26 protein-coding genes and 1 pseudogene are annotated in these 25,918 nt (G+C 42.3%); 6 read left to right on the top strand and 21 right to left on the bottom strand.

Translation table 11 applies throughout. The features are described from left to right. Window positions 1–101: 101 nt before the first annotated feature. From LWH95_RS13235 to LWH95_RS13215, 5 genes are all read right to left on the bottom strand, one after another. Complete coding sequence (locus tag LWH95_RS13235) at window positions 102–1,016, bottom strand: AEC family transporter (protein WP_232919744.1); 915 nt, start codon at window positions 1,014–1,016, stop codon at window positions 102–104. Between the two features lie 107 nt (window positions 1,017–1,123). Then, window positions 1,124–2,665: a bifunctional GNAT family N-acetyltransferase/carbon-nitrogen hydrolase family protein gene (locus LWH95_RS13230; protein ID WP_003239590.1), complete on the bottom strand. Its 1,542-nt coding sequence runs from the start codon at window positions 2,663–2,665 to the stop codon at window positions 1,124–1,126. Between the two features lie 15 nt (window positions 2,666–2,680). Then, window positions 2,681–3,343, bottom strand: coding sequence for an HAD family hydrolase (locus LWH95_RS13225; protein ID WP_232919743.1), 663 nt, complete (start codon window positions 3,341–3,343; stop codon window positions 2,681–2,683). A 125-nt stretch (window positions 3,344–3,468) separates the two neighbouring features. Continuing rightward, window positions 3,469–3,891: a CBS domain-containing protein gene (locus LWH95_RS13220; protein WP_019257888.1), complete on the bottom strand. Its 423-nt coding sequence runs from the start codon at window positions 3,889–3,891 to the stop codon at window positions 3,469–3,471. Between the two features lie 137 nt (window positions 3,892–4,028). Next, window positions 4,029–4,424: a YhcU family protein gene (locus tag LWH95_RS13215; RefSeq protein WP_060398250.1), complete on the bottom strand. Its 396-nt coding sequence runs from the start codon at window positions 4,422–4,424 to the stop codon at window positions 4,029–4,031. Window positions 4,425–4,534: 110 nt separating this feature from the next. Here LWH95_RS13215 and LWH95_RS13210 point away from each other — a divergent pair, with 110 nt between their 5' ends. Next, window positions 4,535–5,443 (top strand): RluA family pseudouridine synthase, encoded by a 909-nt coding sequence (locus LWH95_RS13210; protein WP_232919742.1) that lies wholly within the window; start codon window positions 4,535–4,537, stop codon window positions 5,441–5,443. Between the two features lie 30 nt (window positions 5,444–5,473). Here LWH95_RS13210 and srtA read toward each other — a convergent pair whose 3' ends face one another. Together srtA and LWH95_RS13200 are read right to left on the bottom strand one after the other, a co-directional pair. Further along, window positions 5,474–6,070 carry a sortase SrtA gene (gene srtA / locus LWH95_RS13205; protein WP_232919741.1) on the bottom strand — a complete coding sequence of 199 codons (597 nt, stop codon included), beginning with the start codon at window positions 6,068–6,070 and terminating at the stop codon, window positions 5,474–5,476. Further along, entirely contained in the window at window positions 6,067–9,678 is a 3,612-nt protein-coding gene (locus tag LWH95_RS13200) for a 5'-nucleotidase C-terminal domain-containing protein (protein WP_232919790.1), read from the bottom strand. Before LWH95_RS13200 ends, srtA begins: the two co-directional genes overlap by 4 nt. Before the next feature lie 123 nt (window positions 9,679–9,801). Here LWH95_RS13200 and LWH95_RS13195 point away from each other — a divergent pair, with 123 nt between their 5' ends. After that, window positions 9,802–10,452, top strand: a complete 651-nt coding sequence (locus tag LWH95_RS13195; protein ID WP_019257883.1) for a spore coat protein — start codon at window positions 9,802–9,804, stop codon at window positions 10,450–10,452. On the opposite strand, the gene LWH95_RS13190 is transcribed toward LWH95_RS13195, so the two are convergent. Both LWH95_RS13190 and LWH95_RS13185 read right to left on the bottom strand, forming a co-directional pair. Further along, the gene (locus LWH95_RS13190; RefSeq protein ID WP_003239598.1) at window positions 10,384–11,352 is read right to left on the bottom strand and encodes a hypothetical protein; all 969 of its coding nucleotides are present in this window, start codon (window positions 11,350–11,352) and stop codon (window positions 10,384–10,386) included. The genes LWH95_RS13195 and LWH95_RS13190 overlap by 69 nt on opposite strands. Before the next feature lie 119 nt (window positions 11,353–11,471). Then, on the bottom strand, window positions 11,472–12,056 hold the full coding sequence (locus tag LWH95_RS13185; protein ID WP_003239599.1) for a YhcN/YlaJ family sporulation lipoprotein: 585 nt from the start codon (window positions 12,054–12,056) through the stop codon (window positions 11,472–11,474). 149 nt (window positions 12,057–12,205) lie between these two features. On the opposite strand from LWH95_RS13185, the gene LWH95_RS13180 reads away from it, so the two are divergent. Further along, entirely contained in the window at window positions 12,206–12,646 is a 441-nt protein-coding gene (locus tag LWH95_RS13180; RefSeq protein WP_232919740.1) for a hypothetical protein, read from the top strand. Between the two features lie 496 nt (window positions 12,647–13,142). On the opposite strand, the gene LWH95_RS13175 is transcribed toward LWH95_RS13180, so the two are convergent. Beyond that, window positions 13,143–13,931: a helix-turn-helix domain-containing protein gene (locus tag LWH95_RS13175; protein WP_232919739.1), complete on the bottom strand. Its 789-nt coding sequence runs from the start codon at window positions 13,929–13,931 to the stop codon at window positions 13,143–13,145. A 250-nt stretch (window positions 13,932–14,181) separates the two neighbouring features. On the opposite strand from LWH95_RS13175, the pseudogene LWH95_RS13170 reads away from it, so the two are divergent. Further along, window positions 14,182–14,354, top strand: a pseudogene (locus LWH95_RS13170) (endopeptidase); the annotation flags it as partial. A gap of 157 nt (window positions 14,355–14,511) precedes the next feature. Here LWH95_RS13170 and satA read toward each other — a convergent pair. Together satA and tcyP are read right to left on the bottom strand one after the other, a co-directional pair. After that, the gene (gene satA, locus LWH95_RS13165; protein ID WP_148982715.1) at window positions 14,512–15,033 is read right to left on the bottom strand and encodes a streptothricin N-acetyltransferase SatA; all 522 of its coding nucleotides are present in this window, start codon (window positions 15,031–15,033) and stop codon (window positions 14,512–14,514) included. A 264-nt stretch (window positions 15,034–15,297) separates the two neighbouring features. Next, on the bottom strand, window positions 15,298–16,689 hold the full coding sequence (gene tcyP, locus LWH95_RS13160) for an L-cystine transporter TcyP (protein ID WP_148982716.1): 1,392 nt from the start codon (window positions 16,687–16,689) through the stop codon (window positions 15,298–15,300). A 172-nt stretch (window positions 16,690–16,861) separates the two neighbouring features. Here tcyP and LWH95_RS13155 point away from each other — a divergent pair, with 172 nt between their 5' ends. Continuing rightward, the gene (locus LWH95_RS13155) at window positions 16,862–17,941 is read left to right on the top strand and encodes a GGDEF domain-containing protein (RefSeq protein WP_232919738.1); all 1,080 of its coding nucleotides are present in this window, start codon (window positions 16,862–16,864) and stop codon (window positions 17,939–17,941) included. A gap of 2 nt (window positions 17,942–17,943) precedes the next feature. On the opposite strand, the gene LWH95_RS13150 is transcribed toward LWH95_RS13155, so the two are convergent. Then, window positions 17,944–18,774: a MetQ/NlpA family ABC transporter substrate-binding protein gene (locus LWH95_RS13150; RefSeq protein WP_232919737.1), complete on the bottom strand. Its 831-nt coding sequence runs from the start codon at window positions 18,772–18,774 to the stop codon at window positions 17,944–17,946. 437 nt (window positions 18,775–19,211) lie between these two features. On the opposite strand from LWH95_RS13150, the gene cspB reads away from it, so the two are divergent. Continuing rightward, on the top strand, window positions 19,212–19,415 hold the full coding sequence (gene cspB, locus LWH95_RS13145) for a cold shock-like protein CspB (RefSeq protein ID WP_003224086.1): 204 nt from the start codon (window positions 19,212–19,214) through the stop codon (window positions 19,413–19,415). A gap of 91 nt (window positions 19,416–19,506) precedes the next feature. Here the strand turns inward: cspB and LWH95_RS13140 are convergent, their stop codons facing one another. The 8 genes from LWH95_RS13140 to LWH95_RS13100 all read right to left on the bottom strand — a co-directional run bounded on the left by LWH95_RS13140 (window position 19,507) and on the right by LWH95_RS13100 (window position 25,915). After that, a complete protein-coding gene (locus tag LWH95_RS13140) occupies window positions 19,507–20,448 on the bottom strand; it encodes an ABC transporter permease (RefSeq protein WP_060398241.1) in 942 nt (313 codons plus the stop codon). After that, on the bottom strand, window positions 20,441–21,358 hold the full coding sequence (locus LWH95_RS13135) for an ABC transporter ATP-binding protein (protein WP_232919789.1): 918 nt from the start codon (window positions 21,356–21,358) through the stop codon (window positions 20,441–20,443). The genes LWH95_RS13140 and LWH95_RS13135 overlap by 8 nt, the downstream gene beginning before the upstream one ends. 16 nt (window positions 21,359–21,374) lie before the next feature. Further along, window positions 21,375–22,073: an ABC transporter ATP-binding protein gene (locus tag LWH95_RS13130; RefSeq protein ID WP_232919736.1), complete on the bottom strand. Its 699-nt coding sequence runs from the start codon at window positions 22,071–22,073 to the stop codon at window positions 21,375–21,377. 1 nt (window position 22,074) lies between these two features. Beyond that, window positions 22,075–22,440: a GntR family transcriptional regulator gene (locus LWH95_RS13125; protein WP_003239614.1), complete on the bottom strand. Its 366-nt coding sequence runs from the start codon at window positions 22,438–22,440 to the stop codon at window positions 22,075–22,077. A gap of 2 nt (window positions 22,441–22,442) precedes the next feature. After that, window positions 22,443–23,204 carry a hypothetical protein gene (locus LWH95_RS13120; RefSeq protein ID WP_232919735.1) on the bottom strand — a complete coding sequence of 254 codons (762 nt, stop codon included), beginning with the start codon at window positions 23,202–23,204 and terminating at the stop codon, window positions 22,443–22,445. Window positions 23,205–23,370: 166 nt separating this feature from the next. Continuing rightward, on the bottom strand, window positions 23,371–23,745 hold the full coding sequence (locus LWH95_RS13110) for a hypothetical protein (protein ID WP_060398237.1): 375 nt from the start codon (window positions 23,743–23,745) through the stop codon (window positions 23,371–23,373). A gap of 12 nt (window positions 23,746–23,757) precedes the next feature. After that, on the bottom strand, window positions 23,758–24,288 hold the full coding sequence (locus LWH95_RS13105; RefSeq protein WP_148982720.1) for an NAD(P)H-dependent oxidoreductase: 531 nt from the start codon (window positions 24,286–24,288) through the stop codon (window positions 23,758–23,760). A 22-nt stretch (window positions 24,289–24,310) separates the two neighbouring features. Then, entirely contained in the window at window positions 24,311–25,915 is a 1,605-nt protein-coding gene (locus tag LWH95_RS13100; protein ID WP_232919734.1) for an MFS transporter, read from the bottom strand. Between the last annotated feature and the right edge of the window lie 3 nt (window positions 25,916–25,918).

Genomic DNA, 25,918 nt, shown 5'->3' with positions numbered 1-25,918 from the left:
TTCTCTTATGTGATGTCTAGGTGATGATTTCCCTGCCTTCAATATAAAGCCAGACGGGGTTGGAGTCAATAAACCGCGGAAATAATAAAACTTCCTCTTTCTCAAGAAGAAAGAGGATGCAGCATCCAAAGCAGAACAGGCAAGGTGACAATACTCAGCATCGTGCTGATAAAGGTAGCGCTCGAAACGACTTCCGGCCTTGTATTAAACTGGACAGCCATTAAAGTCGTATTGGCAGCAGTCGGCATAGCGGCGACGAGAATCATGATTTGTTTTGTCATATCATCCACAGGCAATATCAATGTAAAGCCTAGCGCAATCACCGGCGATACCATCAGCTTCAAAAGCAATGAATAAGAAATTTTTCTGTATTCAATATTCTTGAAAGAAATCAGTGCAAGCTGCATGCCCAGAATGATCATAATCGTCGGAATTGCCGCATTTCCGACCAGCTCAATTCCCGTCATTAACTCTTTTGAGATTGAAATATGCATAAGCTGAAGTATTGCGCCTAAAAGTGCCCCGTACGCAACAGGCATACGGATAACCTGGGTCATGACCGTTTTAAATCCGCCTTCCTCCGAACCTCCTTTTGCTGCATAATACATGCCGATCGTACTCATGATTAACTGCTGCAGCACCATTAACACAACGGCCGTGTCCAGACCGGCTGTCCCAAACACCAGCAGGACAACAGGCGTTCCGTAATTGCCGTTATTCATAAAAGCAGATGACAGAATCATTGCACAGCGATCTTGATTCGGGTACTTATGAAAAAAAGATAAAAAGTAGACAAATAGAACAAGAACCAAGCAAAGCCCCAGCACAAATATAGAAAGATAGACATAATCCATCGTCAGCTTGTTCGTATAAAATGTATCAAACGCCAGAAAAGGAGACATTAAGTATAAGGACATTTTGGACAGTGTTTGAATATCAAAGCCGAGTGTTTTCTGTCCGATATAACCTATTGCGAAAATTCCGAAAACAGGAACTAAAACAAGCAGAAACTCCATAAGGCACCTTCTTTTCCGATATACAATTTACTTTTATTTTAAAGAAAGCGCGTAAACGTTTCAATTCCGCTTTTAATAAAAAACCCGCCTGTTGGCGGGTTTTGGGATTATTTTTTATACTGAATATGATAGATATCACGCCGTCTGTCTTTTAGCTGGCGCACTGTGCCGTTTTGGCGCTGTCTTCTGAGAATTTCCAGGTCAACATCGCCGATGACGACCATTTCGATATTCGGATTTGTTTCACCGACAATGCCGTCTCTGGCGAATTCAAAATCAGATGGTGCAAAGATGCCTGACTGAGCGTATTGGATATCCATATTTTCCGTTTGCGGAAGGTTTCCAACCGTTCCGGAAATGACCGTATAAATTTGATTTTCAACCGCTCTAGCCTGCGAACAGTATCTGACACGCAAATAGCCTTGGCGATCTTCTGTACAAAATGGCGTAAAAATAATTTTTGCGCCTTTATCCGCCGCAATCCGGGCAAGCTCAGGAAACTCAATATCGTAACAGATTTGAATCGCGATTTTTCCGCAGTCCGTATCAAACACGCGAACCTGGTCTCCGGCGCTGATTCCCCACCATTTGCGTTCATTCGGCGTAATATGGAGTTTATATTGCTTCTCGATCGTTCCGTCCCGTCTGAACAGATAAGCGATATTATAGATTTTGCCTTCCTCTTCGACGAAATGAGACCCGCCGATAATGTTGACGTTGTACTTCACAGCCAAATCAGTAAAAAGGCTGATGTAATCTTCTGTATACTCGGTAATTCTCTGTACCGCCAAGCTCGGTGACCGTTCCTCAAGGAAAGACATCAGCTGGGTTGTGAAAATTTCCGGGAACACCGCAAAATCAGATCTCGCGTCGGAAGCGACATCGACATAGTATTCTACTTGATTCGCAAATTCCTCAAAGGAATAAATTTTCTTCATTTCGTATTGGATCACACAAATTCTCACAGGGAACGCCGATTTATAATAGCGTTTTGTCTGCTGCGGAAGATAATCGACATTGTTCCATTCCATCAGCGTCGCATACTTGATCGAAGCGGTATCATCCGGGAGATAATTCGGGTTAATCCGCATAAGAGTAAAGCCGTTCATCAGCTGGAAAGAAAGCACCGGATCGTAAATTTGGTGGCGTGTCACCTGTTCAACATACTCTCTTGCCGTCATTTCATCTGCATATTTGTGATAGTTCGGAATCCGTCCGCCTATGATGATGCTTTTTAGATTTAAGCGTCTGGCTAAGTCCTTTCTAGCCTCGTACAAACGGTGGCCGATTTTCATTCGTCTGTATTTCGGATGCACCATGACCTCAATTCCGTACATGTTCAAACCGTCGGGATTATGGTTGGTGATATAACCGTCATCAGTAATGTCCTGCCACGTATGGCGGTCATCATATTCATCAAAATTAATCAGGAGACTTGAGCACGAACCGATAATTTCACCTTCGAATTCTGCACAAAACTGCCCTTCGGGAAAATGCTCCAAATGGCTAATTAAATGCTCCCGCTTCCACGGCTCCATCCCCGGAAAGCAGTCCTTTTGAAGATCGATAATCTTGTCGATGTCCTTCTCTTCGATATTGCGAATGACCATTTTCTTTTCAAAACGGGTCAAATCTAATTTCTCAGACAAACTACTCGCTCCTTTCTAGTGTTGTGTGTTCAGATGATCAAGCAATAGGGCGAGCTCCATCTCCGCCATTGATTCAAGCCTGTGATCATAATCTTCAAACATCAAGGTGCTTGTTACTTTATTCGGGACGATGACACACTTCATCCCCGCTCTTTTCGCAGCAATCGAACCGTTGACAGAATCCTCAAACGCGAGACATTCTGATGGCGATACGCCAAGATTCTTTGCCGCCAATAAATACAATTCAGGATTCGGCTTGACCTCTTCCACATCATCCGCCGTTTGAATGACCTCAAAATCATCAAACAGGCCGATTTGCTTCAAATGGCCCGATACCCACTTATAATCAGAGCTGGAGGCAAGGCCTACTTTTAAGCCTAAATCCTTTGCCGCTTTCAGATACGCCTCGACACCCGGTCTTGCTTTTTCTGTTTCCATGCGTTTCGCAAACCGTTCTCTTCGCAATGTTGTCAGCTCTTCATGGTTCAGCTTTTTGCCGATCTGCTCTTCTAAATATTCAAAGGGCCGAAATCCCGCGGCTGTTCCGATCACCTTTCCCCAGACGGATAGCGGCAGGACTGAGCCGTGTTCCTCAAATATTTCCTGAAGGACTTCATATTCATGTGTTTCTGTATCTAGAATAAGTCCGTCAAAATCAAAAATTAGCGCTTTAATCACTGCGTACAACTCCTTTAGTCCGAATTGAGACATATGTATACACTCACTATACCCCGAAACATGTCTGCTTTCAAAAAGTAAGGTTTATGTGAAGAAAGAGCCTGCACACCGCAAGCTCTTTCTTATTAATGAATGTTTTGATGAGAAATGTTTGTCAGCGCTTCTCCCGCAGACTCGTTCGACATCTGATTGACTGCCAGGTCTCCAAGCGCAACGATCCCGACTAGATTGTTTTGATCTACAATAGGAAGGCGGCGGATTTGGTGCTGGGCCATCAGCTGCGACGCGTCCTCCAGACTCATATTAGGATTTCCTGATACGAGGTCTGTTGACATCACTTCTGAAACGGGTGTCTGGCCATCTCGGCCCTGAGCTGTAGTTCTTAATGCAATGTCACGGTCAGTCAGCATTCCTTTTAAAACACCTTGCTCTACAACGGGAATCACCCCGACGTTATGCTGTTTCATGAGAGAAGCCGCTTCCTGAATCGTTTGATTCGGTGAAACGGTTGCCACCTGCGTTGTCATTGTATCTTTTACTGAACTCATTGTCAGCACCCCTTTCAATCATTAGTATGTTCAGACACGTGCCGATTAAAAAGGGAGTTAGAGGAAAGGTTTTATGATATGATTTCTCTGATGCAAAAAAGAGCTTTTCTGAAAATGGAAAAGCTCTTGCTGCAAGATTATATCAGCCTTCTGTGACCGAAAAAGGCTTTGTTTGTTTTCGTTTGAAAGTCAGAAAAAGCAAACGGAAAATAAATCCCGAAATCATTCAGCATCTTGCTGTTTTTCTCAAAAATCGCCTGATCACTCTCATCAAAGTGCGGCGAAGGCTTTGTCAGGATAATATGTATCATTTGCAGACAAGCCATAATTTGAAACGCTTCTTTTAATGTTCCTTGGTAATAATGGTTATTTAAAGACAGAACGCCTTTCTTTTTAAAGCGCTGAATATCCAGTTCAGAGAAATAAAGAGGAAATACATCATGGAATAGCTCCATTGACAGCTCCTTAATAAAGCTCTCCTGTTCTGCAGTTGCTGCGTTCATAATTCTCACGTCAATCACCTTTCTTGCCATCGAATATCCTAAGTCTTAATCAAGAATAGCACAGAAAAAAACACGAAAGCTAAGGTAAGTGTTTCCTATGAGAAACAGCGGCCTTCCGCTTCGAAAAGGAGCCATTTGACATGAAACAAAAAGGCAGAGGGCTTGAGCTCCTCATCAATGACAAACAAGATGGCCAATGGATGTTTTCTGTACTGAAAACAGCGCTCAAAGCCTCTAAACCCGTGATTCAAGACTGGGTGTCGCATCACCAGATAAAGGTCAATCATGAATCAGTCACAAACAACGTCATCGTTAAAAAAGGTGACCGCGTGTTCATTGATCTTCAGGAAAGTGAAGAATCCTCCGTCATTCCGGAGTATGGAGAGCTTGATATTTTATTTGAAGACAATCACATGCTCATCGTCAATAAACCTGCTGGCATAGCGACCCATCCCAATGAGGAGGGCCAAACCGGAACACTGGCTAATTTGATCGCATACCATTATCAGGTGAATGGCGAAGCATGCAAGGTGCGCCATGTTCATCGCCTTGATCAGGATACATCCGGTGCAGTCGTTTTTGCCAAGCATCGTTTGGCACATGCCATCTTAGATCAGCAGTTAGAGAAAAAGACGCTGAAGCGTACGTATACCGCCATCGCTGAAGGAAAGCTAAAGACGAAAAAAGGGACAATTGATTCACCGATCGGCAGAGACCGATCACACCCGACAAGACGCCGGGTTTCACCAGACGGGCAAGCAGCAGTCACTCATTTCAAGTTGATTGCCAGCAATGCGAAAGAGCGGCTGTCACTCATTGAATTAGAGCTGGAAACAGGCAGAACACATCAAATTCGTGTTCATATGGCGAGCATCGGCCATCCGCTGACAGGAGACTTGCTTTACGGAGGCGGGAGCAAACTGCTAAACAGGCAGGCGCTGCACGCCAAAAAGGTACAAGCGGTTCATCCGATAACCGACGAGCTAATTGTTGCCGAAGCGCCTTTCCCAGTTGATATAGAAAGCCTTTGCCACACATATTTTTCATGAAGAAAAGCCGCAGGAATAGCCTGCGGCTTTTTAAGTGATTCGTTTTCCGTATATAATATAGCGCTTCGGGGCATTGCCGATGTATGAAAACGGATAGCAGGTCGTTAGAATGAGTTCTTCCTTTTCATGCTGGAGTGTAATAATGGATTTGTCATCCTTATCGACAATTTTTGTTTTTACAATTTCATATGTGAACTCTCCATATGACAGGAGAATACGAAGCCGGTCCCCTTTTTCCAGCTCTCCCGTCCGGCGAAACACGGTATCCCGATGTCCCGACAGCACAATTTGCCCGTTTTCATCAGGATAATAGCTGTCCTTATAATGCCCGACACCTTTTTCTAAATCATCTGCATCGGTGCCCTCCACGATCGGAAGTTCTGCGCTGATTTTCGGTATTTCCAAAATGCCGCTCGCTTGGCCGGTCTCAGGCTTAAATGATGCTTTATTCTTTGCTTGATCTGCACTTTTTTTCGTGTCCGAAGCTTCCTGGGGCTTTTCAGCCGCCAGTTTTGCTTCTTTTAATGTCTGTTCGGTCTTCATATTCGTGTCGATTAATTTAAGGCCCCCATAGCCTGCGATCACTAGACCGGCCGCAATGATGACAAGTGGAATAACTTTTTTCACGTTCTGGAGGCACTCCTTTTTCTTCTGACATATAGATAAGTTCCGGACAGTGTCACCGCCGCACCGATCACCATAATGTTATAGTAGCCCGCTGATGTATCCGGAAGCTGATGATCAGACCCGCTTTCCGCAGTCTCATTTTGTAAAGGCAATGTGCTGATCTTGTCGGCAGTGTCAGCATTTTTTTCATCGCTCGGTAATTCACCTAATCTCAAAATGTCTGAAGGCGTCAGCTGATGAACAGGTACAGTACCCGGAGTCTCTTTTATATCAGTCTGATCTTCAACAGGCTCTGGATCCTCTTTAACAGGCTGCTCTGTCCCCGGGCCATCTCCCGGTTCTTCCGTAACGGGGTCTTCTGTTACAGGGTCTTCAATGTCACCCGCTTTTGCAAGCTGAATTCTTCCCTCTTTTGTATAAGCAATTGGCTCATCAAAGCTCTTCACGTACTCAACTGTCGCTTCCAAATCCTCGGGACCTGTCACCGGATTTTTCCCAAGCAATCCGATTGGCTGATATTTGGTTCCTGTCGCCGTCGCCATAAAATTGTTGACGGTCAGTGTGTATGTGGCATCGGGCTGAATCTCGGTGCCATCTGCCATTTTCATCTCGACAGCTTTTCCGGTTTCTTTATCCCACGTATACGTAAACCCGCTTATGCTGTAGTCAGGCCCAAAAACCGGCGAGATTTGCGCATTGATAATCTCTCTTAAATCTTTACCTTTAATCTCAAGCTTCGTTAACACATTTCCGAACGGCTGGATATTGTAAAGATCTCCCCACGTAATGGGACCCTTCTTCAGCGCTTCCCGTATTCCGCCGCCATTCATAAGGGCAAAATCCGTTTTCATGGACGCTCTCATGCCATCCGCAATCAGGTTTCCAAGAGGGGTATCGCCGTCATTCGAATACCCGCCTTCCATATCAACAGCCGCTTCACCGACAACCTCGCTAATAATCGGTTCAGCAAGTGTTTGGTATTGCTTTAAAATGGCTGACGCGCTGGCATCCGGTTCTATTTTGCTTTGATCGACATATTCGATTTCTGCCGACTTTTTGACAATGTCTTTTGTTGTTTTATCGATCTCTACATCAACAACACCTATCGCTTTTCCATATTCAAACGCCTGAACAATCAGTTTCCCGTTCACTTCACCGTTAACAACCTTATGATTATGCGCTGCAAAAATTACATCGATTTCAGAATCTGTTTTGTTTGCAAGATCAGCAGACTCCCCGGTAATAGATGTGCCATTTTGCTCGGCTGACATATGCGCGAGAACTGCGATGGCCTTTACGCCTTTTTTCTTCAGCTCTTCGGCCGCCTCATTTACCGCTGTCACTTCATCTGTAAACTCGATGTTTTTGATTCCGTCAGGCATGACCATGCCCGCTGCCGACTGTGTGACAACCCCGATAAAAGCAACGGGGATGCCCTCCACATTTATGATGTCATATGCCGGCAAAAAGGGCTCTCCGGTAGATTTCATTTTACAATTGGCGCATACAAGGGGAAAGTTCTGTCCATCATATCCGCTTGTGCCTTTCGGGTGATCTCCGCCATTTAAGATCCTCAGCAGTTCATCCGTACCTTCATCGAACTCGTGGTTGCCGACAGTTCCGACATCAAATCCGATGTCCTCCATCAGTTCTACAGTCGGTTCATCTTGAAGAAGAGATGAAACTGGAGAACTTCCTCCGATCATATCTCCCGCATGCACAATCATCGTGTTTTTCTTTTCGGCCTTTTTTTCCTTCAAATATGCGGCGGCATAGTCCATGCGTCCAAATGTGCCGTCTGCAGTTCCGTCTCCATCAAGATCAAGCTCATATTGCTGATCGATCTTGCCATGTAAATCATTCATGCTTAGAATTCTTAGCGGCACATTTTCTTTGGGTGCCGTTTGCCTCTTTTGATATCCCGCGTTTTCCGCTTCACTTGCTGAGGCGAAGAAAATTCTGTTTTCCACAGCTATCTGCTTCCAGTCAGCCGGCTGCACATACGTTTTATTTGACGAATCTCCCACATATCTTGTCAGGCCTTTTCCCTGCTCTCTGGCCCTAAACTCAAACGGCATTTCCATGAGGGGATCGGCTTCATTCCAAATGCCTTTTTGCTCTTTTTTCGCAGCGGCTGCGGCAGCCTGAAACTGCTGATAATCCTCTTCATTGTCAACCGGCCAAATAAAATACGTCGGAGCATAGCCATTTTTCACAAGCTCTAAGTTCACGTTTGAACCCGATTCGGTTATGACCTGCCCGAGAAGTCTGCCATAGCTGTCCTTGGCTTCACTTCCGACCTTGACAGTAATCTTATCTCCTGGGGACAGAACCGTTTTTAGATAGTCAGATGCTTTTTTGCCAAATCTTAATTGATTTTCGTCTGCTTCATTTTTTGGTGTGTGATACGTTTCAGGTGTATCTACATTTACGAACCGGATTTTTGTCGTTCCAAGTACCGGAGATTTGAGATGAATGGTATCACCGTCAACAACGCGATCAACAATACCTTCATATTCACCCTCCGAAGACGGAGGTGCGGGCTGTTCTTCAAGCAGCTTCAGGTCAGATGATTTTCGCGGAAGCAGCTGAAAGGATTGGTATCTGCTTAATATACCGGTAAATTCATACCATTTGCCCTCATTAAGTCCGTCTATTATCCCTGTTTCATTCATAACCCGGAGCATCATAGCATGGTGATCTTCATCAATCACCGTTACATTGTACCCGCCTCCGGCAGGTGAATTTGGAATTGAGGAAACATATGCTTTTAGTGCCACAAGACGGCCTTCAAGCTGATCACCGAGACTGCTGTTAACCAGTTCATTGATTGTTGAATGTTTAGGAACGGGGAGAGATTGATTTGACTGGTTGATTTTGATGCCTGATGAGTTAGGAACAATTTCTGTCAGCCCTTGGTATGTCGTGATTTTCCCTGTCACCGTGATGTCCATGCCTTCTTTTAATTCAGGAAATTGTTCAGGGGCAGACGAATAAATGTTAATGCCTCCGGTTTCATCCTGCATAAAGGTCGACAGCTTCCCGCCTCCGACCGCGCTTTGATCAGCAGTGACGATCCCTTTTATCGTTACTTCTTCATTCAGCCGTCCCCGCGCTTCATTTATCGACACTGGCTGTTCAGCCGGCGGAGTTTTCGTGTCATCTGTTAAGTCCATCGACTGGACGTTCTTAAGCCCTGTTGTGCTAAAGTAATCTTCAAGCTGTCCTTGAACCGTTATCTTTTTTCCAAGAAGAAGCGGATTGGTTTGCAGCCCAAATTGGCTTCTGAAGGCGGAGGGGATTTGCACAGGAAGGATGTGATCGGGCGATGTCTCGTTTTCACTGTCTGCCAGCGCAACATTATAATTATTTGAAAAGGGGCTTGCCTGCTTATAATGCTGCGGGGAAACAGCCTGGCCGACAGCGTATCCTTTGACAAGAGCCTGTCCTTCTTTTTGCTGTATCGCTTGATCAACCGATATCGGCTGCTGCTGCTCAGCTGCCTTTACTGCTTCGCAAGTGTACATCACATTCAAGAACACCAATGTCGTGATTAACACAATATGCAGAATACGCCTCATCATTTTTCCTCCCTTAATATACACAATATGACAACGACTTTGTCTGCTTTACATTTCGACAGCCAGCATTTAATTCCTTTCAGGCTTCTGCATAAAACGCGGCAGACTGACACAAAATACAGCTGATCTGAAAAAAAGGAGGAATTGGGTTTGGATCAGTTAAATCAGCAGCAATCCCAAATGAATAAAGGTATCCCTGGCAAGCCGCATAAAAACCACGGCGGACATGAAATGTTTGATATGCACGAGGTGCTTTCCGGAACCCTTACTGTGCTTGATCAGTTTATGATGCTGAGACAATTTTGTAAGGATCAGGAATTATTAAATATCCTTGATCGTCAATATCAATTCATTACGTCTCAATATAACTTAACTGCAGAATGCTTTAAAACAGGAAACGAACCTTCACAAAAAACAGCAACTTATATGATGAAGGAAGACAATCAGACTGTTTACGGCATGCAGCCGTCACAGCCTAAAAAACCGGTTCAATCCATGAATGATATTGATGACAGCATCATCAGCCGACAAATGCTTTGCGCGATTAAAGCACAGGCTTCTATGCTGACAATGGCTTCACTGGAAATGACAAACCCAGCCGTAAGACGCGTACTGTCAGCGCAAATTCAGGAGTATGTTGAAATGGCTTTTGAAATTTTCCTATACCAAAACAAACACGGCTATTACCAAGTTCCTCAGCTTGATGCGCAGGATATGGAACAAATGAGAAATTCATTTGCTCCTGCACAAGGACAAATGCCTCCAACGCAAGGCGGAATGGGCCAGCAAGGACTTCATTAATAACAAAGGCATTGGATAGCTACTATCCAATGCCGCACTGTTTTCTTCAAATGTTTTCTTAAATTCTTTTTCAAATTGATCAAGACTTTCCTTTGTTGCCGATTTAAATCCTTTCTTAAAGTCCCCTTTTTTTGCCGTTTCCTTTATCATTTCTGAAATAATGTCTTTCCCGTATTTGTCCGTCAGCTCATTGATCATATAAAAGCTTTGCAAATAGACATCAGTTTCATATTCAGCTCGGGCTTCCTGCCAATCTTGATCTGTCTGCAAACGGTCAAAGGGCACAACAGAAAACGAGATCGGATCTATGAGCAATTCATAGTTCGCGATCCACTCGCTTAACCCTTCATGAAACCATAACGGAAACTTATCGGGGTCAGCCTCAAGCTCCTTCAATTTCTGGTGAAACGCATGGTGCGTGTATTCATGAATCAACAATCTCTGATACAAATAAACCGCTACCTCGTCACCTTCTAAAAGCTTCTTTTTCTCTTCAGGCAACAATCCGATCAGCTGCTCCTGCTCAGAATAAAAACCGACTACATCCATTAAACCGGAGTAAGCCTCCATCTGTTTTTCATTATGAAAAAAAATAATATCAATAGGCTTTTGATTCGAATATCCAATCATAATCTGATTAATACTGACCGCATATTCAAGCGTTTCTTTCGTCAATGGCAGTAAGGACTTTTCCTTAGAAGTGTAATAAATATCGGCCTGTTTGAATGACTCTTTCTTCATGTGCTTCGTCACTTGTTCTTTTGTTATACCAGATGCCTGCCCTGGCAAAGACAGTATATACATCGTGCTTGATACGATGGCTGAACTTACAGCCAGCATCACAAGGACTCCGCACAGGAATAGAGCGGATGCCGCACGCTTTCCTATGCCATCCCGCAAACGTCTCCCTCCCTGAGCCGGTCCGTCTTGTACCTTTTATTTTTACTCTATGCAGCCTGAGTTCGCGGTGTGTCATTAACGCAAAGAAAAAGCCGCACAAATTATGCGGCTTTTTTCATTTATTCAGCTTGCGGGAATATACGCTGTACAGTTTCACTGAATTCATCAAAGAATCCTGCAATTGGATCGCCATTTTGTATCCGCTCGCCATAGCCCTGCATTCGGTCTACAAAGTCCGGATTTGCAGAAACATAAACATTATCCATGTTTTTGTCAGTGTCTCTCACTTTATCTGAAATCTTCTTTTTGAGGTCTTTTCCAACTTCTTTATTTCCATTTGTTAATACAACTGCAACATATGCTTGATTTCCGGCAACAATTACATTTGCATGTTTTACTTCTTTCATATCAGTGATTTTATCGGCAGCGTCGTCAGCAACATCTAATTTACGGTTGTTATTACCGTTATTATTGTTGTTATCGTTATTGTTGACATTGTCAGTTACATTATTATCGACATTGTCACGATTATTATTGACATCGTTAATATTTCTTGTGCCATTATCGTTCACCGGATTGCGATAGTTAACATTTTCAGGTTCTAAATTATCACGTCTGCCCTCACCCTGGTTGGCCATTCCGCAGCCAGTCATAAGCAAAGGGATAAGAAGCATAGACGCAAGGACTTGTTTTTTTCCAAGCATGTGAATTCCTCCTTTATCACTTTACTTATAGGTTTTTCTAATTGGCTTTAAATATGCATGTAAATCTGAAGGAAATGCTTTCCCGGGAAATAAAACGGTTAATTTGTCTAATGAGGGGGAAAATATGAATACACTAAGAAGGAGGGATCATGTTGTTCAACCAGCGAAAAGGAATCAGGCCCGCAACATTGATTATAGGGTCAACTATGCTTATTGCTGCTTTATCACCTCAGATTCGCCAAAGAGTCGGCGGATTTATTACAGGTCAAATGAACAGACAGAATTCTGAAAATAAGATGTTTGATGCTTCTAATGTAGGTAATATGGTCAAACAAGTTTTTGGCGGCGGCAATAACCAGGAACGTTCGCAAAACCAAAGCCAGCAGCAAAATGGCCGTCAGCATCAGAATGCCGGACAGCAGCAAACACAGCACCAGCATACCCAGACTCAAACTAGGCAAGCTGAGACAGCAACGCAAAAAAGACAGCCCCATTATGCCGAACCCATTCATTTTGAACAAAGCGCAATGAATGTGATGGACGACAACACCATGATGGGAATACTTGAGGACTTAGAACCCGGCCGTTAAAAAAACGTGTAATCTCAGGCGGATTGCATAATGGTTTAAGTAGTTGATTTCATTGGCTTTTCAGGAGTTTTTTGCATTTTTCCGCCTGTTTTGAATTGGAGCATTAAAAAAATCCTTCTTTCGTTCAATGAAGAACGCTTGAAGGATTTTTTTAATGCTGCCACTCTATCCAAAGTATCTTTATCATTTCATTGTTAGTTCCCACATCAAAAGTTGAAAAGGACAGAACACTAGTTAACACTGCTACTGCGAATATAACCCGAGTGAGTTTCATTAATAATTTAATTTTATTTCTTGCTTCAACGCTCAACATATAATATTCACTCGAGTGTTGAAAATCCTGTCAGCAATATAATAACAAACAAGCCGAAGCCCATTTCAATATGTGTTTTTATGTTTCCACTTCTAGTGATTTAGTTCGTCTAAAAGATATCAGGTGAATACCTTTTTAGGCTCTTTAATCATGATTTCCTTGAATCAAATTGGTTAGTATCTATTATGAGAAATCATCCACTCTTTTTCTTACTTTTTTACTTAGCTTAAAGCCGAACCTATTGATATACTCTTCATTTTTCGCCATTATTTGATAAGCCTCAATTATCGGCAAGGTGCGAATTAAAATGTAGACACCAATAACGATCAAAACAACACAAACCGGATAGTAGGCATTGAAACCTGAGACTATATGTTTTCTTTCAAGAAAAAAAGGAATTCCGCCTGCTACAATGGAACAAACACCAGCGCCCATGATAGCAGCATACCTTTTTTTCATATCATTATATCTCGCTGTCAGCTCTTTATGATGATTTTGGTCAAAAATCAGAGCCTCTTTCTTGAGCACCTTGTATTTATCTTCTACCGAGATCAATCCTGTCACAATAGCCCCAATGCCGAGTACAGCTATGATCATGATAAGGAGTGTATAGATGGCAGGTTCTTGTTTAAAAACCAAATAAGGGACAGTGGATAAAATAAGCAGGCTCAGTCCGAAAGAAACATATTTGGAAACTTTGCGTTCATGCAATAAAAAGCCGTCTGCCATTTCTCTGCTAACATAATATCCTTCTTTATTGTCACGACGCGGCTCAACAGAATCTTTTAACAAATAATCAATTGATACTTCAAAAATGTTTCCAATCATTAAAAGCTTTTCGGTTTCAGGAAACCCTTGCCCATTTTCCCATTTGCTAATCGCCTGCCTTGTCGTGTTTACTTTTTCAGCTAAAGCTTCTTGAGACAGTCCTTTTTCTTTTCGCAACTTAAAAAGTTTTTCACCAAATGTCATAGTTAAGAACTCCTTTGCTTTGATGACTATATTGTATGAAAACAACGATCCTTGTTCTATCTTTCAGCAAATGCACTTTGTCAACTTACGGTTGCAACGATGTTATACAGTGTGTTTTTGCCTGTTCAGACCATGTCTAGAATAAAGAGGAGTAAATGTTTTCAAAAATAAACATCTAATTCCTGTTCCTTCTTTAGTATAGATAAACAATTCATTCTTTTCCACTTTTTATCCATTCCCCTTAACTTGTTATGTAACAGTCATGAAAGAAGCATTGAGGTATGAAGGGCAACCGTATGCATGAGATGGTTCAAATCCGAAAACTGGATTTTGATTGTTCAGTGGTCTTTTGAGGAAGCTGGAATTACTCTTCCCAGAACATCACAAGAACAGCATGAGGCAACAAAGAAACAGGGGGAACAGTTGCTTATTTCAGCGTGCAAAAAAATCACAGTAGAATTCTTGAGGACATTATAAAAAGACCACCGTTGATGGTCCTTCACTACTAACACACCCATTATTTCAACAAGACGGAAACATTAAATTACCATCTCTGAGATTGTTGAGATGCTATTGTAAATTAAAATTTACAGTACCAAAAAATCGCAATTTCATTTGCTGTTGGAAAGTTGGAATAAAGCATAGTATCAATTGCACCTATTACAAAGTGGTTTTTGGCATAAAAATGACAAGCTGAAACATTAATATCTTGTGTTTCAAGCATAAGACCACTAAAGTTATTCTCCTTTGCCCATTCAATGGCTTTATTTAATAATGCTGTTCCAACACCATTTTTTCTATACTCTTTTGCAACAGCAATGTCCTCTATTAGTGCATATCCATTCCAATTAGAACGAATCTTAATCCGACCAATGCAATTGTTCTCAACATAATAAAAGAAAACAACTTTCCCCTCTTCTTCAATATAACTAACATCAATTTCATCATCTTCATATTTCTTGAAATAAGGTTCAGAAAATAGTTCCTCTGTATATTTCCAAACATTGTTTTCAAATGTAGGTATAATTCTACCTGAAACAACGAAAGGTTCGTTTGGTTTATTAAAATCTTTCATATTAAAATGATTCATTTTAATTATCATATCAATCTCCTTCCAAACGAAAACTTGTATTAAGAACTCCCAACTTCCATTATATGTTATCTGATAAATAAATCAATAACCGCTCTTAAAACAACAAACTTTGTGAAAACAGCACTTAAGACGTCCATCAACCTTTGTTTCCAATAACTTTTAGTAAGTGGAGTAAAAGCAAATCATAAAAAAGAACCCATGAAACCTTTATATTACAGGGTTCATGAGTTCTTTTATTGAAATGAACTATCAATCCTAGGCGGATATACGTTGTTACGCTTCTTCTGCTTCAACCACTCTGGATTGATCATTGAATACCCCTGGATCAATTTCCTTCGTTACCTTACTCGTAATGAGACCAGATGTCATACTTCCGCTGACATTCAGAGCAGTACGCCCCATGTCAATTAACGGTTCGATTGAGATTAGTAAACCGGCGAGTGCCACAGGCATATTTAATGATGATAAAACTAGAAGCGCCGCGAATGTCGCTCCGCCGCCAACTCCGGCAACACCGAAGGAGCTGATGGCAACGACTGCGATAACTGTGATGATAAACACCGGGTCAAACGGATTTTGGCCGATAGTTGGGGCAATCATCATCGCCAGCATCGCAGGGTAAATGCCCGCGCATCCATTTTGGCCGATCGAAAGACCGAACGAACCGGCAAAGTTTGCGATTCCTTCCGGCACACCCATGCTTCTCTGTGTTTTAATATTCAGCGGTAAAGCACCCGCGCTTGACCGTGATGTAAATGCAAATACAAGTACAGGCACGGCTTTTTTCAAATAAACAATCGGATTCAAGCCACTGAGCGTCAGCAGCAGCAAATGAATAATAAACATTGTAATTAACGCGGCATACGAAGCAATTACAAACATACCCAGTTTCAAAATGCTGTCAATATCACTCGTCGCGATCGTTTTTGTCATAATGGCGAGCACCCCGTAAGGCGTCAGTCTCAAAATGAGGGTGACAACGCGCATGACAATGGCATAAACGGCATCAACCAGCTTTTTAAAGGTTTCTGCCTGTTCCGGCTGTTTACGTTTCACGCCGAGGAACGCCATTCCAAGGAAAGCTGCAAAAATAACGACAGCGATCGTTGAAGTCGGTCTAGCTCCTGTAAAATCTAAAAACGGGTTTCCCGGCAGCAGTTCAACAATCTGCTGCGGCAGCGTTGTCGCTGTCATATCTTCTGATTTCTGCTGAAGCTCCTGTCCACGTGAAAGCTCTGTATCCCCTTGGTCAACCTGAATCGCCTGCAGGTCAAAAGAAAGCGCGGACGCAATGCCGACAGCTGCCGCTACAGCTGTTGTCGCAACTAAAATCCCGATAATCAAACCGCTGATTTTTCCGAGATTTTTTGTCAGCTTCAGCTTTGTAAATGCGCCGAGAATTGAAATAAAGACGAGCGGCATGACAACCATTTGAAGCAATTTGACATATCCGCCACCGGCGATATTAAACCAGTCCGCAGTTTGAATGACTATATTTGAAGTCGGGCCGTAAATCAGCTGAAGCGCAAATCCGAATACGATCCCCAGCCCCAGCGCAGTAAATACACGTTTAGAGAAGGAAACATGTTTTTTCTGCATCACAAAAAGCCCTAAGATAAGTAAAAATAAAATAAATACATGTAATACGACTAGTAAAGTCTCCAAAGCAGGTAAACTCTCCCTTCGAATTTTCTCATATACTATATTATACTAATTCCGATGGGTCAAGTGCGAATTATTAAAACAATAAAATCCAAGTAAAAAAAACTTATATAATCCCTTATTTGTCCTTTTCTTTCCCTTCCATCTTTAGTACCTTATATTAGGGTGATAATATTTGCTGAAAGAGCTGTTTGTAAACTTGACCATTTTAATCACATTTAATTATCTCTTCACCCACCTGTTTAAAGATAGGCTGGTACATAAAAAAGACAGCATACCCTTCCAAGCTGTTAAAGGACTGGCCTGCGGTTTCCTCGGGGTTATTCTGATGGTTTTTGGATTTACCTATCAGCATTCAATCATTGATTTTCGAAATATCCCTATTATGATCGCTGCTCTTTACGGGGGCTGGGTTTCAACGGCAACGGCCTTGGTTATGATCGGTGCAGGCCGCATGCTGATCACGATGAACACATCTGCACTATACTCGGTTATTATCATTTGTATTGCTGCCATCCCGTCACTCATTGTTTCTAGAAGAAAAAAAGTACAATTAAAACATGCTTTCTACCTTTTAATGATCACAAATAGCATGATCTCATTTTCCTTTTATTTTCTTATAGATTTACATTCATATGAGCTTCACTTTTATTTTTGGATCATCTCAATAGCGGGCGGCATGCTCAGTTTATATATTATTGATCATGAAACAAATGCACATCTTCTTTTTAAACAATATAAGTTTCAGGCCCACTTTGACTTTTTAACAGGCATTTATAACCGAAGAAAGTTTGAAGAAATCACACAAGCTCTGTATCAACAGGCGGCCAATACCCCGCATTTTCAATTCGCTCTGATTTATATGGATATCGACCATTTTAAAACCATCAATGACCAATACGGCCATCATGAAGGCGATCAAGTGCTGAAAGAGCTGGCTTCACGTCTGAAGCATAGCATCCGAAATACTGATCCTGCCGCACGGATTGGCGGTGAAGAATTTGCCGTGCTCCTGCCGAACTGTACGCTTAATAAAGCAGTCCAAATCGCGGAACGAATCAGGCGCGCTGTCAGTGACGAACCAGTTAGATTAACAAACGGAGAAGAGCTGTCAGTGACGATATCACTGGGGGCCGCTCATTATCCCAATAATTCGGAACATCCAGAATCCTTGCCGATTCTTGCCGATCAAATGCTCTACAAAGCGAAAGAAACGGGACGGAATAAAGTATGTTTTTCAGAAAAAAAAGAATGAATTCAATGTTCGAATTCATTCTTCCAATCTGAAAGACGTTTTAAAGGCAGAAAAGCCGGAACAAGATCCCCTTGATATTCCTTTTCTATAAATGCCGCTGTATCATCAGCTTGATAAAGTTCAAGAATGGTTTGCAGTGCTTCCCGATCTTGATCCTCCGCTCTGACAACAATCAAATTCATCTCTTCCTCTGACATTAGTCCGCCGCTCTTTATGGTGTGTTTTTTCGGGTTCAGCCCCGCTTTTTTTGCGTCAGATGGTTTCATGACAAATACATCGGCGCCGCTCACTGCATCCTGTTGCCGGACCGTTTTCAATTTCAGGTGTCTCGGATTATCTTTAATCATATCGACTGAACCTGTTCCGTTAAATCCGTTTTTCAGCGTTAGCAAGCCCGCCTCCTGAAGCACCGTCAGCGCCCTGCCAAAATCGATAACTTTATCCGGAACCGAAACAACAGCTCCGCGCGGTATATCTTGGATTCGGCCATATCGTTTTGAATAAATGCCCATAGGCGTTATGTATGTCGTACCAAGCGGTTCCAGCTTATGTTTGTATTTTTGGGTGAACGACTGAAAATATGAAATGGTTTGAAAAGCGTTAGCATCAATTTCTTTGTTCGCAAGCGCGATATCAGACTCTGCATAATCCGAAAAAGGAATCAGTTGAATATCCAGCCCTGCCTCTTCCGCCTTTTCAGCAATATAGTTCCATATTGCCCTGTCAGACTCAGCAATTCCTATTTTGATCGTTTCATGTTCTGCTGACGGTGAGCATGCAGTGAATGAAACGAGCAGAACAAAAACAAAACTGCCTATAAGCCACTTTTTCATTGTGACCATACTCCTATCTATGTATTAGAGCATGCAAGCAATATCAGACATAAAAAACATACGCTCTCTTTAGTTGATAAACGTTGTCATTTGTAATATTGGTTAACTTTTACCTTACTCATATACAATAAGGTTGTCAATTCCTATTGCATTCTCTCCAGAAAAGCAGGAATATCTAAGGCAAACGTATGATCACGTATCAAGAAAGCAGATGAATTTCCTTGAATAAATATCAAATCGAAAAATAAATATGGTATTTTCCGAAAAAAGTTTCATTTAGCAGTTGTTTTTTCTGAAGATTACTGGTAGAGTAAAGGTAATTATTTTTGTTCGAACTATCTTTAAGAAGAAAGTTTTGTAAGAGTTTTCGTCTTGGAAGTTTGTTAAGAGCAAGAATAGTGAATTTAAGCGTTATGATCGCTTTAGGAGGAAATTTCATGTTAGAAGGTAAAGTAAAATGGTTCAACTCTGAAAAAGGTTTCGGATTCATCGAAGTAGAAGGTCAAGACGATGTATTCGTTCATTTCTCTGCTATTCAAGGCGAAGGCTTCAAAACTTTAGAAGAAGGCCAAGCTGTTTCTTTCGAAATCGTTGAAGGTAACCGCGGACCACAAGCTGCTAACGTAACTAAAGAAGCGTAAGCATAAATTGATATGCATAACTGCAGGTGCAAACCTGCAGTTTTTATTTCGATAAAAAAGCTGTTTTGCATATGCAAAACAGCTTTTTTCATTAGTTCGCAATATCCCGCTTCATGAAGATTCCGAAAGCGAGCAGAAGGAAGACAACAAAGTAAACTGCCAGCATGACAACAGAGAAAGTCATGGTCATCCCTTCCACTAATGGTGTCCCCTCTACATATTGCAGCAAATTAACATTGGCAAATAAAATATACTTCGCCCAGTCAAATTTCGTTGCAATAAATGCAGTGGCTGTAGTACCGGCAACCAACAAAAAGATGGAAAATCCTACTGCAAGAGAGCTGTTTCTGAATACAGCGGACAGCATAAATGCCATCGTTGCGATCATTAAAGCCGCAACAGATTCTGAGAGATACGTTTTTGCCAAATATCCCATCATGTTTTGCTCAAATACATGGCCGTCCTTGTAGATTAAATGAACATTCGCAGCAGTGTCGCCGCCTGTCCCGAAGAAGATCAGGCCTAATAAAGTAGAACCCATAAATAAAATAAACAGCAATAAGAACCCAAACAGGAGAACTGTAATATACTTGGAGAGCAAAATCTGAAAACGGCTGAGCGGCCGGATCATTAACAGCTTAATGGTTCCCCAATTAAATTCGTTCGCGACAATTCCGGCTGCGATAATAATGGTAAACAGTCCGGTAAGGATTGTAAAACCTGCTGAATCCGTTACATAAGACCATACAGTATAGCCAGTGTCATCAGGGATGTTATGTTCAATACGATAGTTGTTGAGTGTGATTGTTTCTTCATAGCCATCTTTCAGTGAAGGATTTTCTTTCATTTCCTTCTTCAATGTGGCATTTTCCGCTTGAAGTTCTTGTTTCCAATGGGGATTTGATTCACCAGCAGAAAAATGATTCGCCAGAAATGCGTATCCAACCATTGTTAATCCCAGAATCCCGATCATCACCCATGTTCCGGCACGGCTGAAGATTTTGATCCATTCATTGTAAATCAAATTAAGCATGTCGAACCTCCTCTTTTGCTTCACCTGTCATTTCTAAGAAACGGTCCTCTAATGATTTTGTCACTGCTTTGACTTCATAAATGCGGATTTGCTGCATCACCAGCAATTCAATGGCCGCCGGGACTTCGTCTTTAGACAGTTTGACTTCCACACCGTTTGTCTTGCTCACCAAATCATACTCCTTTAGAACAGAAGCGGCTTCATTCGGCTGTTCAACATGGAAGAAATATGTATCTTTTTCATCAGTGATTTCATCTTTTACATTTTGAATATCGATAAGCTTTCCTTTTTGCAGAATCGCAATTCGGTCACACATCAGTTCCATTTCCGACAGCAGGTGGCTTGAAACGATGACGGCCATTCCTCTTTCTCGCGTCAGCTTCTTTAAATGATCCCTGATTTCCCTGATCCCCGCCGGATCAAGGCCGTTTGTCGGTTCATCCAAGATCAGCACTTTTGGATCATGCAAAAGACATTGTGCCAAGCCAAGACGCTGTCTCATTCCAAGAGAATACGTTTTCACCTTGTCATGGATTCTGTCTGTTAAACCGACTAGTTCAACGACTTCATCAATTTTTTCCTTCGTGACGCCCTTGACCATCCTTGCGTATTGCTGCAGATTTTTATATCCGCTTAAGAATTTATAAAGCTCTGGGTTCTCTACGATCGCTCCAATATGCTTAATTGCCTTGGCATAATCCTTCTTAATTGATTGGCCGCAAATGAAGACATCACCTTGTGACAGCTTCATTAACCCCACCATCATCCGGATCGTTGTTGTTTTTCCTGCGCCGTTCGGACCCAAAAAACCGAATACTTCGCCTTCACGAATCGTAAAGCTCAAATGATCAATGATTGTTCGGCCTCTGATGTTTTTCGTCACATTTTTTAATTCCAATACTGTCGTCATCATGTTCCTCCTCTTTCTAGCAAACTTCCATTTTTGATTTAAACCATTGCAAAACAGACATGCCTTCCTGCTCACGAATATCTTCCACCTCACGTTGAGCAACTTTTTCTCCATTTGCGAGTATGATTACTTCGTCAAGCAAGGTTTCAATTTCATCAATCTCATGCGTGGCGATCACAACAATCTGCTGCTCAAAATCAATGTATGACACCAGGCTGTTTACAATGGAATCCCTGACCATCGGATCAAGCCCGGAAAAAGGTTCATCCAGCAAGATGACGGATGTCCGTCTTGCTAAAGCAAGAACGATTTTCAGCCTTCCCCGATTTCCTTTTGATAGCTTTTTGATCTTTTTTTTCGGATCAAGCTGCATTTCATTCAACAGCTTATAAGCTTGTTCTGTTTGAAAATCAGGAAATTGTGACTGGTAAAAGTTCACCATATCTTTAACAGTAAAATGCGGATAAAACATATCAAGCTCAGTGAGATAAGCCGTTTGACGGACCATATCTCTCGTAACCGGCTTTTCATCCGCTTTAATCAATCCTGAAGTCGGAAACAGAAGGCCGGCCATCATTTTTAAGGTCGTTGATTTGCCGCTGCCGTTCGGTCCGATCAGACCATAAATCCGTCCGGATGATAAGGTGATCGACACATCATTGACGGCGGTTTGGCGGCCATATTTTTTTGATACATGTTCTAAAGTGATTTCCATTTTAGCCTCCCTCAGTGAATTCTTTTATCCCTTCCACCATTTCTTCTTTCGTTAGCCCCAGCTCTGTCATTTGCTTCACAAAGCCTTCCAGTACTTCTCGTGTCAGCCTGTCTTTCAGCTCATCTACGATTTCTGCTTTTTCTGCTATAAACGTTCCTTGACCTCTTCTTGTCTCCACAATACCCAGCCTTTCCATCTCACTGTATGTCCTTTGAATTGTATTGGGATTTACCTTGGTTTGAATCGCCATTTCTCTTACAGAAGGAAGCTTGTCTCCTGGGAGCAGTTCCTTTCTGACCAGCCGATAAAAAATCTGATCAGCGATCTGCAGATAAATCGGTTTCGAGGATTGGAAATGATTGTCCATATTCACACCTCTACTTTACGATCAAGCAGTTTTGAAGCCGCGATGAGCAGCAAGATCGTGATGACAATAGCAATAGGAAACCCAAGCACGGACAGGTGTATCGGTTTTAATTCCAATCTCCAAACGTTGCGGAAGTGGAAATCAAAATTACAATAGACTGTTACAGGCCAGAAATGCTTTTGAGATTCAACTAAAGGGCTTATGATGTATTCATCGAAGAAGAACCACACTGTGACCAACAGCCCCATCGCAGCCCATCGCATTCCGCGCCAGTTCCTAAGTGAGTGGAAAACAGTCCAAAACACAACTACAGTCACTGACATATATAACGAAGAAATAAGACCGTACATATTCAGCAATACCGTTGTACTTGTTATATCAACTTGATGCTCCAGCAGATTTTTCACAGAGAGCATATGATAAATCCAAATACCGTAAGCGGTTAATGCCAATTGAATCAGAAATTGATAGAGCAAAGATGCTGCCAATTTAGAAGAAAGCAGCCAGAAACCGCCGTTTGGATTGTACAGCCAAAGCTGTGATTTCCCTTCTTTGTGAAGATGATAAAACACAAAAACAGGGGATAAGAAAAGCAGAAAAAAAGCAACTGCAACAAAGAAACCAAAAATGACAAGAGGTTCTTGCGTGCGAGAAGCTATGATATGGCCTGTCACAAATAAGAAAATGATTCCGCATATCCAGACTAGCAGCCATATTCTTGAAATTTTTATATCTTTCTTTAACAGACCTAAAAAAGAATCCATGTCTTTACCTCCCGGAAGCCTCTTCGGTGTATGAGTAACATAGTACACTAGATCAAAAATGAATACAACATATTCCAGGGATTTATTTGATAAAAAATCATAATACATACATGAAAACAACAAAAAAAAGCAAATCCGCCATGAGTAAACGGATTTGCCTTTTTTATTACTTCTTCTTGTTTTTCATGGAGAGCAGCGCATCACGATAGCTGCTGTCCTGCATTTTGTCACTTTTCTCAGTGACCTCTTCTTCTGCCTGATGTTCATCAGAATGCTTAAACTTTTGCAGCGCCTGCCTGTAAATATCATCACCCATTGTGTCTCGTTTCTCTTTTGGAGAATCATTTTTCACAACAGCTGGCGTATGCTCAGCAGCCCTTGCTTCAGCTGGGTATTGCGCTTCGTTTTTTTCCTCTTCTGGAGGTGTGATTCTTTCGGTTGCTTCTTGCTTCTCGGGTCCAGGAGAGGCGTTGCGGACATTGAATGTAATAAGAGCCGCAATGACAATGACAGCAGCAATAATTGCTATAATAATGGCCATTTCAACCTCTCCTTACTGTCCTGCTGTTAGGTTTCCTGTAACTTGGGTGACGCGTCTTCCCAGAGCGCGTCCCAACTGAATACCTTCCTCAGACATTAACTCATCACTGTCAACCGGACAAGTGACGCCTGCTCCGTAATAAGAGCCGTACAGTGCGTTTTCAGGCACATTGCCAGGCAGGCCGACAACGATCATGCCTTGATGGAACATCGGCGTGATCAAGTTGTGCATTGTCATTTCCAAACCGCCGTGAGTTGTTGCCGTTGTGCAGAAAACAGCGCCGACTTTGTTGATCAACTCACCTTCAGCCCATAAGTAGCCAAGTCTGTCGATCCAAGCTTTAAGACCGGAGCTGATTGTTCCGAAATGCCCCGGGCATCCCCAAATAATCGCATCCATATCTTTCAGCTTGCGGATATCTGCTTGATCGACATGGTCGATCAATACCTCAGCCGCCTCGTTTTCTCTCGCGCCTTCAGCAATCGCTTCTGCAAGAGCCCTTGTATGTTCACCTTCACTGTCATACACTACATAAATTTTCATGCAGGAAACCTCCTTATACAGATTAAGATTCCTTCACTTCTTTAGGAGCCGGAAGCAATGAAAGCTCCTCTTTTTTCTTTTTCTCCGCACGAACTTTATCTTTTCTCACGTCACGCAAGAACAGACTTAGAATCAAACCGAACACACAGAATATTGTTGCCCACATAAAGGCATCATTAATCCCCATAACGTTTGAATCAAGTGACGCATGCTTGTAAAGATGAGAGTAAACATACGTTTTCGCTGTGTCATAAGACATGTTCATATTCACCATTAAATTAGAAACTGCATTTTGGAATGCATGGAGGAAGTTCGGGTCCGCCGTGCTTGTTTTATCTGCAATTTGTGAATAATGGAACGTCGTACGGTTTGTATAAATCGTCGTAATTAAGCTTGTACCAATTGATCCGCTGATTTGGCGAAGCGTGTTGCTCATCGCCGTACCGTGGCTGTTCAGACGGGCAGGAAGCTGGTTCATACCCGCTGTCATAACCGGCATCATTAAGAGTGACATACCGAATGCACGGATTGAGTAGATCAGCATGATGTGTGTATATGGTGTATCAATCGTTAATTGCGTATATTGATATGTTGTCACCACTGTAACGAGAAGCCCGATAATCGCAAGCGGTCTCGGACCGAATTTATCAAACAAAATACCTGAGATCGGTGACATGATCAGCATGACGATCGCACCCGGAAGCAGAAGCAGCCCGGATTGAAGCGCCGTAAAGCCGACCAGATTCTGAAGATAAATCGGTAACAGGAACATACCAGTGTACAATGCTACTGTAATAATGATATTAATGACACTTGAAAGTGAGAAAATGTCGTATTTAAACACTCTGAAATCAAGCATCGGATCATCATGACGCAATTGCTGAATAACAAAAGCAACAATTGCAATCACACCTATTACAACTGTAGACAGGACAACCGGGTCAGTCCAGCCGTCAGAACCCGCTTCACTGACTCCGTATAATAAGGAGGCGAATCCGACAATTGAGAGGATCGCTCCAAGTGTATCGAGTTTGATTTTTTGCGGCTCCACCAAATTCTTAAAAATGAAGAAAGCCACGATGATAACAATTGCGCCGACCGGCACAAGTCCGTAAAACATGATGCGCCATGTGTAATGCTCAATAATCCACCCGGAAAGAGTCGGACCGACCGCCGGAGCGAACATCATCGCAAGTCCGAAGATCCCCATTCCTTTCCCCCTGCTTTCAGGCGGGAAGATTAACAGAATGGTTGTCATAACGAGCGGCTGCAAGATACCTCCGCCCACGGCCTGAATCAAACGGCCGATCAGCATTACAGAGAAGTTAGGTGCGATACCGCAGACTAACGTACCGAGCGTAAAACAGAACATGGCGACGAGAAAGAGACTCCGTTGGCCAAAACGTGTGATCAGGAAGGCAGATAACGGAATCAATACGCCGTTAACAAGCATGTAACCTGTTGTCAGCCACTGAATCGTCGTTGCACTTACACCAAATTCAGTCATTAAGTGCGGCATTGCGACGTTAAGCAATGTTTGGTTTAATATTGCCAAAAATAAACCCGCCATTAGCACAATCAGCAATGTCATAGGGCTTTTTGTATTTTTTTCTTTGCCTGTAGCCATCTA

This window comes from Bacillus sp. G16 (assembly GCF_021282335.1).
GTDB lineage: Bacteria > Bacillota > Bacilli > Bacillales > Bacillaceae > Bacillus > Bacillus inaquosorum.
Note: the sequence above shows the minus strand (reverse complement) of the source record. Positions and strands in the feature narration are given on the sequence as shown.

Excerpts from the sequence above, each read along its gene's own strand:
- LWH95_RS13235 (WP_232919744.1), bottom strand. The coding sequence starts at position 1,016 with ATGGAGTTTCTGCTTGTTTTAGTTCCTGTTTTCGGAATTTTCGCAATA.
- LWH95_RS13220 (WP_019257888.1), bottom strand. The coding sequence starts at position 3,891 with ATGAGTTCAGTAAAAGATACAATGACAACGCAGGTGGCAACCGTTTCA.
- LWH95_RS13215 (WP_060398250.1), bottom strand. The coding sequence starts at position 4,424 with ATGGCAAGAAAGGTGATTGACGTGAGAATTATGAACGCAGCAACTGCA.
- LWH95_RS13210 (WP_232919742.1), top strand. The coding sequence starts at position 4,535 with ATGAAACAAAAAGGCAGAGGGCTTGAGCTCCTCATCAATGACAAACAA.
- LWH95_RS13185 (WP_003239599.1), bottom strand. The coding sequence starts at position 12,056 with ATGCTTGGAAAAAAACAAGTCCTTGCGTCTATGCTTCTTATCCCTTTG.
- LWH95_RS13180 (WP_232919740.1), top strand. The coding sequence starts at position 12,206 with ATGTTGTTCAACCAGCGAAAAGGAATCAGGCCCGCAACATTGATTATA.
- LWH95_RS13175 (WP_232919739.1), bottom strand. The coding sequence starts at position 13,931 with ATGACATTTGGTGAAAAACTTTTTAAGTTGCGAAAAGAAAAAGGACTG.
- satA (WP_148982715.1), bottom strand. The coding sequence starts at position 15,033 with ATGATAATTAAAATGAATCATTTTAATATGAAAGATTTTAATAAACCA.
- LWH95_RS13150 (WP_232919737.1), bottom strand. The coding sequence starts at position 18,774 with ATGAAAAAGTGGCTTATAGGCAGTTTTGTTTTTGTTCTGCTCGTTTCA.
- cspB (WP_003224086.1), top strand. The coding sequence starts at position 19,212 with ATGTTAGAAGGTAAAGTAAAATGGTTCAACTCTGAAAAAGGTTTCGGA.
- LWH95_RS13140 (WP_060398241.1), bottom strand. The coding sequence starts at position 20,448 with ATGCTTAATTTGATTTACAATGAATGGATCAAAATCTTCAGCCGTGCC.
- LWH95_RS13135 (WP_232919789.1), bottom strand. The coding sequence starts at position 21,358 with ATGACGACAGTATTGGAATTAAAAAATGTGACGAAAAACATCAGAGGC.
- LWH95_RS13130 (WP_232919736.1), bottom strand. The coding sequence starts at position 22,073 with ATGGAAATCACTTTAGAACATGTATCAAAAAAATATGGCCGCCAAACC.
- LWH95_RS13125 (WP_003239614.1), bottom strand. The coding sequence starts at position 22,440 with ATGGACAATCATTTCCAATCCTCGAAACCGATTTATCTGCAGATCGCT.
- LWH95_RS13120 (WP_232919735.1), bottom strand. The coding sequence starts at position 23,204 with ATGGATTCTTTTTTAGGTCTGTTAAAGAAAGATATAAAAATTTCAAGA.
- LWH95_RS13110 (WP_060398237.1), bottom strand. The coding sequence starts at position 23,745 with ATGGCCATTATTATAGCAATTATTGCTGCTGTCATTGTCATTGCGGCT.
- LWH95_RS13105 (WP_148982720.1), bottom strand. The coding sequence starts at position 24,288 with ATGAAAATTTATGTAGTGTATGACAGTGAAGGTGAACATACAAGGGCT.
- LWH95_RS13100 (WP_232919734.1), bottom strand. The coding sequence starts at position 25,915 with ATGGCTACAGGCAAAGAAAAAAATACAAAAAGCCCTATGACATTGCTG.